The organism is Vibrio ezurae NBRC 102218, from assembly GCF_000467185.1.
In the GTDB taxonomy this organism is placed as follows: Bacteria; Pseudomonadota; Gammaproteobacteria; order Enterobacterales; family Vibrionaceae; genus Vibrio; species Vibrio ezurae.
The window spans coordinates 17493-27060 of the sequence record NZ_BATM01000024.1; the positions used below are offsets into that span (position 1 = coordinate 17493).

Consider the following 9568-nt stretch of genomic DNA (forward strand, 5'->3'; position numbering starts at 1 on the left):
TTACGTACTGAAGAATAGGTATAAAATGACAACGGCTATATACTTGAAAACATTCATCATTCAGTGTTTTATAATCATAGTCTAATATAATGATTTGCGAATAATCATTATACTTATATGCAACAAGGATCACAGAGGGTGGAGTGAATATATACTCGATAACCTGCTGCTTATAAAGCCTTTTGCCATCGAGGCTTATTTGAAGCAACGTCGCTTTAACTTGATCATAAAAGAGTTTATTCGAGTGCGGACGTCGCAGGTATTGCTAAGGCAGTACTGGAGCAAGGAGAGTTACAACAGCGCATGTTTGCTCTCTCTGTTTGGCCACTCACTCCAACGAAAGTAATCCGTATTAACTGGGTTACTGGTTCCAAGAAACAATACACTAACAAAAGAAAACCCAAGCGAGTGGCTTGGGCTTGGAGAAGGGGTCTGGTATGTATAAGTGTGCCAACTGAAACAAAGTAGACCAAAGATGAGGCCTTGGAAGGCCTTCGTATAATGTCATCATCGCGAGTTCATTGAGTGACACATTAAGCCTAATGGTAAATACTCAGTTGTGCCACTTAGGAATAAGAACTTCAGTCTTTTATTACTCTTTTATCGAGAGTTTGTAGAGCTCTCATTGATGGGCAGTCGCGCTAAAACAGATGGTGTGCAAAGATATCTTCAATCATTTGATTGAGTAGCGCTTTATCGTTATTCATTTTTGCAAAGGTGCGCAGACCTGCCATTTGGATTTGGATATAATGAGCTAATGCGACGGCGTCTTTGTCTTTATCTAATTCTCCCATCTGCTGGGCTTGTTCGATCAGCTTGGTAAACTCGTCGGCTAGCTTACTAAGATGAGCTTTGGTTTCATCAAGTAGCTCTTGATGCTCGCCTGTCAGTTCAGCTAAGGTTTTTGCTAACATGCATACCCCATTGGGCGCCCCGTCAGCAGTTTCAATTACTTGAGCTTTGACAAAATCCTTTAACGCCCCAAGCGGTGAAGGGTTGTGCTGACGACACCGTTCAATATGCGCTAGTCCATGGTTGGCGTAATTTTTAAGGGCTTCTTTAAACAAACCATCCTTACTACCAAAAGCGGCATAAATACTGCCTGGTCGCATATCAATCTCATCTTGCAGATTACGCATAGAAGTCGCGTGATATCCTTTCTTCCAGTATAAATTGGTTGCTTTTTCAATCACTTCTCCGCGATCGAACTGTGCCGTTTTTGCCATTGATGGTGCCTATTGTGTTAAACACATTACTTTGAACGTATGTTCAATCTTAAGGTGAAATTAGCGATGGGTAAAGCTAGCGATACAGATAAATGAGACGAATACGTAGCAACTCGCAGTAAGTTCGCACTGTTGCTGACTTGCCATCTAGGCTGAAATTATCTGCTCTACAATCTCTAGCATGTTTTGGCTCTGTATATCTGGTTTGAGATACAACGGGTGATAAAAGGGAGTAGCGCGGGCGATGTATGCAGCTTTGAGGCCTTGAGACAGTGCGCCGTGCGTATCCCAATCATGAGTGGCCACTAGACGTACATTTGTTTTTTCGACTCCGAGGTGTTGCATGACAAAGTCATACACCAAAGGGTCGGGCTTGAAGCTACCTGTGCTCTCAACAGAAACCAGCTCGTCGAAATAGTCGGCCAAACCCGCTTGGGCAATCTGTTGATTGATCAAAGCTGATGATGAATTCGAAAACGCCACCGTTTTGAAGCCATGCTGTCGTAATTTTGAGAGTGCAGGCTTGATGTCTGAGTGGGTGGGAAGGCGAGCAAACTCTTTTAGTAGTCCGCTCTTTTGTGCATCATTTAATGTGACTTGGTAATAAGCCGCTAGATTATCCAGTGTGATTGCCGCCAGTGTCGCAAAGTCACTGCGAACTCCGGTAGCAATACATACCGTGGACGCATGAAGCAGGCGGGAAAACCACAATGGCAGAGCATCTTGCTGGCCAAAAGCCTTGATAAAATGGGTTTTAAGCGAGCTAAGATCTAAAACGGTTTCATTAATATCAAATAGAATAATCTCGGATTTCATGCTGTTTACTCGCTTTGTGTTGATATGGGTTGTTCAGTATGCGGTTTATTTTAAAAGCGCTTGAAGCGCCTGCTTAAATGCCTGCTGTGGATGCGCACCGGTAAGGGCACTTTCTCGATTAAATACCACTGTAGGAACGCCACTGACCCCCATTTGATGCCATTGAGACTCGATGGCTTTTATTGAGTTTTTAAGTTCTGCATCGCCTAGTGCGAGTATGGCTCCTTCTTTGGCAATACCGACGGCTTGCGCTTCACTGAGTAAGGTTTCACGGTTGGATACGTCTTTGTGTTCGGTAAAGAAGGCCGAAAATAGGCGCATTTTAAGTTCAGTTTGTAAGCCAAATTGCTTTGCATGTTCTAAAAGAACATGTGCATTAAGTGTATTGACCATTTTCATATCTGCAAAATAATCAAATTTGAAACCGTATTTCGCACCTTGCTGGGTAATATTACGCCGTGCGTTGTCACTGTCCTCACGGGATGCGCCATATTTGCGTGCGACGTGATCACGTAGATTTTCGCCTTCTTCTGGCATATCAGGATTGAGCTCAAAGGGTTGCCATTCAATATCAACGCGATCGTTGATCCCCAGTTCGTCAATGGCAGCTTCAAGATGCTTGTAGCCCACAATACACCAAGGGCAGACAACGTCAGAGATGATGTCAATTTTGATTCTATTACTCATAGCGGTGCTCCAGAGTCACGGTTAGTTGCGTTTATTTAGACTAAGGAATAATCCAGAGGCTCTGCTTTTATCAACTTCATATTACCCCTTAGCTAAACCACGCGATCATTATGCTTTTTTCGTCCAAGCAAATTGTTCAAACATAGGGTCGACTGGAGTCTTAGCGACGTGGTTGACGTAGTTACTGATCACTTTTTGCGACACACCAAGAATCACCTCAAGAACTTGTTGCTGAGCATAACCGGCGGCAAAAAAAGCGTCCATTTGTGCGTCAGTGACATTGCCTCGTTCACGTACCATGGCCAAGGTAAAGTCGTGCAATGCTTGCAACTTAGCCGTTGGCATTGCTTGTTGATTGCGCAACGCTTCGGTCAATGCAGGATCCACTTTCATTGAGTGTGCAATGGCGGTGTGTGCAGGTACACAAAACTGGCATTCATGCTCAACGTTGATGGTTTGCCATACGACAGTCAACTCTTCTGCGTCAAAAGAGGTGTTAGTAAAGAATTGGTTTAGTTGTCGGTAGGCGCTGAATGTTTCAGGAGACTCGGCCATTACCGCGTACAAACCAGGAATCGCGCCCACTTGTTTAATCGCGCCTTCTAGCATTGGTTTACTTTTTTCTGGTGCGCTATCTAGGGTATGGAATTTGAACTTGCTCATTGTATTACTCCAATAAATGAAAGTTGATTAAGGGAGTACTCCCTGTTGACGAAGATAACTATAGTTGAATTTGAACGATCGCTCAAGATTATTATTGAGTGATCGTTCAAATAAAGTGTGGTTTACTGTTATATCATTGATTTAAAGTAAGTTTCATTTCTTCGTAACGCACCTGACATTTAATAATAAACCCGTGTCACCAACTCAAGAGTTTATTGTTGCGACCAGCTCATATCGAGCAAATGCAGGAAAGTTTGCGGGTACAGGTATGGGGCATGTGATCTTAGAGCAACCTTTTGAAGTTCGAAATATCCTAGCGGATTATTTAGAAACGAGCTCGAAAAAGGGGCTGATTCGCACCGCTGCGGATCACAACTGGTCTATCGCTCCTATCAACAGTAAACATGATCTAGATATTTTGTTCCAAACATCGAATACCAAAGATGCCATGTCGTTTATTCAGAAGTATCAAACACATAAAGTGACACCGACGAATAAAGACAATGAGTACGGACTGGGTATTTATAAAATCGATTTATCTAAATAATATGTAGCTAAAGAACCCTATTACCCTCAATAGGGTTCTTTTTTTATCCAGAGGTTTTTTGAACTCACCCTTCTTTTTGAAAATCATACACACTTCCAAGCCCTAAAATTTGCGTGAGTTCATCCAGTGCGGTTTGGCTCTCGGTGAGCAGCATTGGATCGAGCAGGTCTTGAGAGCTTAGTGAATCACGATAATGGCAATCTACCCAGTGATTTAAGGTGACAAATAGCTCGTCGCTCATAATGACAGATTGATTCATCGCACTGCGCTCTTTTGGCGATAGGACAACACGCAAACGTAGGCACGCCGGGCCGCCGCCATTTTGCATGCTTTGTTGCAAATCAAGGCACAATAACTGATCAATGCCGGATTGACTGTCTATCAAAGTGCGCAAGTAGGCCGATACTTGCGGGTTTTGTTCGCATTCTCTTGGTATGACTAGCGCTGTTTTTCCATTAGGAAGGCTGAGTAGTTGGCTATTAAATAGGTAGCTATTTACGGCACTTTCTACGGATACGGCTGACTGAGGCACTTCGATGATATTTAATGGGGTACCCATCGCCGCCTTGAGATCTTGATAAACACGTTCTTTATCGAGAAAGGCTTGTTCATGGCACAGCATGACATCACGATTGCCGACGGCTATGACGTCGTTGTGAAAGACTCCAGCATCAATGACGTCAGGGTGTTGCTGAGCAAAGACGACTTTGTTGTCAGTTAATGTATGGGTGCGAGCAATGGCTGTGCTTGCCTCTAGAGTTTGCCTTGCGGGAAATTTTTTCGGTTTGACTTGTTCATGATTAAAGGCGCTTTCACCGAACACAAAAAATTCAACGCCTTGTTCTCCATACTCTCGACAAAAACGGGTGTGATTGGCTGCTCCTTCATCCCCAAAATAGTGACTGGCAGGCAGGGCATCATGGTGAATAAAGTGCCTGGAATCGCTAAACATCGCTTTTAAAATACGTCCGGTTTGAGGGTGCTCTAAAGAGCGATGGAACTTATTTATCAGATTGGCAGGGGTGAAATGCAGTTTACCGTCGGCTGTATCGCTGCTTGGCGAGACAGTTGCAGCATTTGCAGTCCACATGCTGGAGGCTGAACAACAGGCAGCCAGCAGTGCAGGGGAGTGATGCGCCGCTTGTTTGAGAATAGCAGCGGTGTCTCCAGTAAATCCGAGTTGACGTAAAACGCCAATATCGGGACGGGCAAGAGGGGCAATAACACCTTGAGTCATCCCTAAATCATGTAAGGTCTTCATCTTTTTCAAGCCTTCTTTCGCCGCAAGTTTTGGGTTAGAGGCTTTGGTCTTATTATTTTTTGAGGCTAGATTCCCATCAGAAAGACCCGCGTAGTTGTGCGTTGGGCCGACGAGTCCATCAAAGTTTGCTTCAACATATTGGTTGGAGTGTTTCATATTCATTCCTTGATATACGTTATTCTTGCTCAGAGAAAGAACTGAACAAAGGGACAAATACCGCTTTGTCTCCCGCCTCTAGCTGTAGCGTTTCCGCCAATTGTTTATCCATGGTCAGGATGCCGTCTTGTAGGTGTATAGCTTTGGTTGCAATCGCTCGAAAGTGTTTTACTTGTCCATTGCTGAGCAAATAAGGCGTATCTGAATGTGTGAATTGCTTGGAGATAGCTACACTGGCCGTTTGCTGTTCTTTGACAGCACGAATATCGGTAAGTTGTGACTCTAACATCGGTCCTGCATCAAAAATATCGACATAGTGGTTGAAGCGAAACCCTTCTGATTCTAATAATTTTCTGGCTGGGATAGTGTGTGGGTGAGTATGGCCGATGACCTCTTGGGCGGTTTCAGGCAGTAAGTTGGTATAGATTGGGTTTTTCGGCATCAATTCAGCGATAAAGACTTTGTCGTGCATAGAGAGTGTGTCCGCTATGGCAAAGTCCAGATTGAAAAAGTGCCTGCCGAGCCCCTCCCAAAAAGGTGAGCTGCCTTCTTCGTCACTAAAGCCTCGCATTTCGGCAATTACAGTAGAATCAAAACGATTGGCGTGTTGCCCCATAAATAAGAAACGGCTTTTAGAAAGCAAATGGCCGTTGAAGCCTTTACGTGAATCGGGCAGAAGAAACAAAGTGCAAAGCTCAGTACACCCGGTATGGAAGTTACTCAAGCTGAGTGTTTGAATTTTGTTATAGACATCCAACTCTCTTGATGAGTGCACGGTGGTATCTAGGTGGTAGCTATAGAAAGGGTCTTGCAGACCGATGCCCGCTTGTATCGCGCAGGTTCCTACCAATGTTTTTTGCTCTAAATCTTCGGCAACAAACAAGTAGTATCCATCTTCTGCTGGGGTGTCACTCTCAAATGTAGCACAGCCCTCTTGTACCATTTGATCTAGGCGTTTTGGATCATCCTGCATAGAGGTGAATCCAGTGCCTGTTTGTTTGGCTAATGTCGCTAATCCTTGGCGATCATTGGCGGTAATAGGGCGTATTAACAGCATATAAAGTGCATTCCTTGCAATTTTAGTCTGTTGTCACAATACAGGCTAAGGAAAGTGAATCAAGTCGATGGTATTCAAAAATAAAAGGATTAGCTTATATTTATGCACTATTTATTCATTGGTTATTCGTTATTAATGCTTATATATGTGCTAAGTAGCCCTGACAAGGCAAAGCGTGCTGGCGGTGGTGATTAATTATGAAAATGAGTGCATTCCCGTGAAAAATAATGATTGTATTCAATAAAGTGTGATGGCTATCAAGGTTTGGCTTTTGTTTAGCAGTTCATTTTTAATGTTGATTATGGCGATTATAAGTGGTGACTTTTGATAAGCACCTATACTTATCAGTGTAATAGCGAATTCTCACGGCATAAAAGAGGGCGATGGATGAAGATAGGGATATTAGTATGCGGACACCTTTCTGACGAGCTTTCCGCTGTATATGGGCAATACTCGGATATGATTGAGACAGCGTTTCAAGCAGTCGATAATGAGATGGTATTTGAAGAGTATGCAGCGTTTAATCAGCAACTTCCTAACTTAGATGAGTGCGATGGCTATATCGTCACTGGCAGTGTGTGCAACGCGTTTGATGATGCACCGTGGATTGTCGAATTAATGAGTTGGGTGAAGCGTTGTGAAGCGCGTCGTATCCCATTAGTGGGCATCTGTTTTGGTCATCAACTGATTGCTCGGGCGCTGGGTGGCACAGTCGGTCGCTCAGAAAAAGGTTGGGGATTGGGCAGTTATGAAGTCAATATCGTGGCGCAAAAGCGCTGGATGAATTTTTCGATTGATCGATTGCGCATGCTAGTCAGTCATCAAGACCAAGTCATTACTGTGCCCAAGGGGATGAGAGTCATCGCCTCTAGTGAATTTTGCCCTAACTTTATGCTTGCCAAAGACAACCATATTTTTACGATTCAGGGACACCCGGAATTTACCTTAGATTTTCTGTCGCAATTGGTGGAGGAGCGTAAGCATCTTATTAGCGAAGAGCAGTATTTAGCGACCTTTGAACAAGCGAAAGAGATACTGGATTCAGGCATTGTATTGCTCTGGATTGATTCATTTTTTACCTTTAATACCGAGTCGATTCAAGATCCGAGCTTTGCTCAGTTAGTGTAAAGCGCTCTACAAATTAGCTATAAAAAAGGTTAGAAGCACTGCTTCTAACCTTTTTATTTTTAAACGCTTTTTAGTTGCTAACAGACAGCCTATTGCGCGATAAAGCCACCAGTTTGATGTGCCCATAATTGAGCGTAAATGCCGTCACCTTCAATCAGTTCTTGGTGTGTACCTTGTTCCACCACATGCCCTTTATCTAGCACAATCAATCTGTCCATAGAGGCAATAGTGGATAGGCGATGAGCAATGGCAATTACGGTTTTACCTTGCATCAACTCATTTAAACTTTCTTGAATCGCTGCTTCCACTTCTGAATCCAGCGCAGAGGTGGCTTCATCTAGTACCAAAATCGGTGCATCTTTTAGCAGTACCCGAGAAATGGCAATGCGCTGGCGTTGTCCACCCGATAGTTTAACGCCGCGTTCACCCACTTGTGCGTCATAGCCAACATTGCCAAACGGGTCGGTTAGAGTATCAATGAACTCATGCGCGTGCGCTTGTGTGGTTGCAGCAATAAGGGCTTCTTCACTGGCATCAGGGTTGCCGTATAAGATGTTGTCGCGAATAGAGCGGTGCAACAGTGACGTATCTTGGGTCACCATGCCAATTTTACTGCGCAATGAATCTTGGGTAATGGAGGCGATATCTTGGTTATCAATACTGATTTTACCGCCTTCCACATCGTGAAAGCGCAGTAGCAAGTTCACCAGCGTCGATTTACCTGCGCCAGAGCGTCCCACTAAACCGACTTTTTCACCCGGTTTAATATTGAGGCTTAGGTTGCTAATAACCCCTTTATTTTCGCCATAGTGGAAGCTAACATCATCAAACTGTATGCCGCCGTGTTCAACTTTGATGGGTTTAGCATCTGGCTTGTCTTGAATATCAATCGGTTTGGAGAGGGTTGCCATACCATCCACCGTTGTGCCCATATTTTCAAATAGCGCACCCACTTCCCACATGATCCACATCGACATGCCGTTTAAACGCAGTGCTAAACTGATGGCGATGGCGATAGCACCCACGCTAATCGCACTTTCGGTCCATAGGTAGATAGAAATCGCGGCAATGGCAAACACCAGAATGTAATTGACCACTTCCACCATCACATTAAAGCCAGTCACTAGGCGCATTTGACGGTAAACAGTGTCAAGGAAACCTTCCATACCTTCTTCGGCATATTCGGTTTCTCGTTTGCTGTGCGAAAACAGCTTTACAGTGGCTATGTTGGTGTAGCTGTCGACGATGCGTCCGGTCATGGTTGAGCGAGCATTGGCTTGCTCTGAGGAGACCTTTTTCAGGCGCGGCACAAAGTAGCACTGAATGCCGATATAGGCGAACAACCACAACAGCATAGGCAGCATTAAACGGTAGTCCGCTTGGGCCAGCAATACGATGATTGAGGTGAAGTACACACAAACATACACAAACACATCCAGAGACTTCATCACGGTTTCGCGTACCGACAGAGAGGTCTGCATCACCTTAGTCGCGATTCGGCCAGCAAAATCATCTTGATAGAAGGATAAGCTTTGCTTTAATAGGTAGCGGTGTGCCATCCAGCGAATCGACATTGGGTAGTTACCTAGCAATGTTTGATGCTGAATCAGCGAATGTAAAATCACCAGAATTGGCATGACAATGAGCACCAATACGCCATAGATAATCAGTGTATTGGCGTTGTCTTGCATGAAGGTTTCAGGGCTACTTGAACTGAGCCAATCAACCAGTTTACCCATTACGCCAAATAGAGATACTTCGACAATGGCGACCACGGTACTTAGCAGTGCCATCAGCAGTAGTGGCTTTTCAAAACCTTTGGTGTAGTAGCGACAAAATGCGAAAACCGTATTGGGCGGCTGTTCCGGCTCTTGTTTAGGGAAGGCTTTAGTGAATCCTTCAAATAGTTTATACATGTATTGATCCTAAAATGTCGCCTTGCGAAGAGATTTTGCGTAACAGCAAGGGGAAAGATAGCTTGTTGAGTGAACACGTCATCAGCGACAGTATGTAGTCGAACGGATATT

The 9568-nt window shown here is 44.2% G+C and carries 9 protein-coding genes; 2 read left to right on the top strand and 7 right to left on the bottom strand.

What is annotated here, in order from left to right:
• Positions 1–641 precede the first annotated feature (641 nt).
• The 4 genes from VEZ01S_RS09465 to VEZ01S_RS09480 all read right to left on the bottom strand — a co-directional run bounded on the left by VEZ01S_RS09465 (position 642) and on the right by VEZ01S_RS09480 (position 3392).
• The gene (locus VEZ01S_RS09465) at positions 642–1226 is read right to left on the bottom strand and encodes a TetR/AcrR family transcriptional regulator (protein WP_021713817.1); all 585 of its coding nucleotides are present in this window, start codon (positions 1224–1226) and stop codon (positions 642–644) included.
• A gap of 147 nt (positions 1227–1373) precedes the next feature.
• Complete coding sequence (locus tag VEZ01S_RS09470) at positions 1374–2042, bottom strand: haloacid dehalogenase type II (protein WP_021713818.1); 669 nt, start codon at positions 2040–2042, stop codon at positions 1374–1376.
• A gap of 45 nt (positions 2043–2087) precedes the next feature.
• The gene (locus VEZ01S_RS09475) at positions 2088–2729 is read right to left on the bottom strand and encodes a DsbA family oxidoreductase (RefSeq protein WP_021713819.1); all 642 of its coding nucleotides are present in this window, start codon (positions 2727–2729) and stop codon (positions 2088–2090) included.
• Between the two features lie 108 nt (positions 2730–2837).
• Entirely contained in the window at positions 2838–3392 is a 555-nt protein-coding gene (locus tag VEZ01S_RS09480) for a carboxymuconolactone decarboxylase family protein (protein ID WP_021713820.1), read from the bottom strand.
• A gap of 193 nt (positions 3393–3585) precedes the next feature.
• Between VEZ01S_RS09480 and VEZ01S_RS09485 the strand changes: the two genes are divergently transcribed.
• Positions 3586–3939 (top strand): hypothetical protein, encoded by a 354-nt coding sequence (locus VEZ01S_RS09485; protein WP_021713821.1) that lies wholly within the window; start codon positions 3586–3588, stop codon positions 3937–3939.
• A 64-nt stretch (positions 3940–4003) separates the two neighbouring features.
• Here VEZ01S_RS09485 and astB read toward each other — a convergent pair whose 3' ends face one another.
• On the bottom strand, positions 4004–5356 hold the full coding sequence (astB, locus tag VEZ01S_RS09490; protein WP_021713822.1) for an N-succinylarginine dihydrolase: 1353 nt from the start codon (positions 5354–5356) through the stop codon (positions 4004–4006).
• 19 nt (positions 5357–5375) lie between these two features.
• Complete coding sequence (gene astA, locus VEZ01S_RS09495) at positions 5376–6413, bottom strand: arginine N-succinyltransferase (protein ID WP_021713823.1); 1038 nt, start codon at positions 6411–6413, stop codon at positions 5376–5378.
• Between the two features lie 387 nt (positions 6414–6800).
• Here astA and VEZ01S_RS09500 point away from each other — a divergent pair, with 387 nt between their 5' ends.
• Positions 6801–7541, top strand: a complete 741-nt coding sequence (locus tag VEZ01S_RS09500) for a glutamine amidotransferase-related protein (protein ID WP_021713824.1) — start codon at positions 6801–6803, stop codon at positions 7539–7541.
• An 89-nt stretch (positions 7542–7630) separates the two neighbouring features.
• Here the strand turns inward: VEZ01S_RS09500 and VEZ01S_RS09505 are convergent, their stop codons facing one another.
• On the bottom strand, positions 7631–9457 hold the full coding sequence (locus tag VEZ01S_RS09505; RefSeq protein WP_021713825.1) for an ABC transporter ATP-binding protein: 1827 nt from the start codon (positions 9455–9457) through the stop codon (positions 7631–7633).
• Between the last annotated feature and the right edge of the window lie 111 nt (positions 9458–9568).

Excerpts from the sequence above, each read along its gene's own strand:
- VEZ01S_RS09465 (WP_021713817.1), bottom strand. The coding sequence starts at position 1,226 with ATGGCAAAAACGGCACAGTTCGATCGCGGAGAAGTGATTGAAAAAGCA.
- VEZ01S_RS09470 (WP_021713818.1), bottom strand. The coding sequence starts at position 2,042 with ATGAAATCCGAGATTATTCTATTTGATATTAATGAAACCGTTTTAGAT.
- VEZ01S_RS09475 (WP_021713819.1), bottom strand. The coding sequence starts at position 2,729 with ATGAGTAATAGAATCAAAATTGACATCATCTCTGACGTTGTCTGCCCT.
- VEZ01S_RS09480 (WP_021713820.1), bottom strand. The coding sequence starts at position 3,392 with ATGAGCAAGTTCAAATTCCATACCCTAGATAGCGCACCAGAAAAAAGT.
- astB (WP_021713822.1), bottom strand. The coding sequence starts at position 5,356 with ATGAAACACTCCAACCAATATGTTGAAGCAAACTTTGATGGACTCGTC.
- astA (WP_021713823.1), bottom strand. The coding sequence starts at position 6,413 with ATGCTGTTAATACGCCCTATTACCGCCAATGATCGCCAAGGATTAGCG.
- VEZ01S_RS09500 (WP_021713824.1), top strand. The coding sequence starts at position 6,801 with ATGAAGATAGGGATATTAGTATGCGGACACCTTTCTGACGAGCTTTCC.
- VEZ01S_RS09505 (WP_021713825.1), bottom strand. The coding sequence starts at position 9,457 with ATGTATAAACTATTTGAAGGATTCACTAAAGCCTTCCCTAAACAAGAG.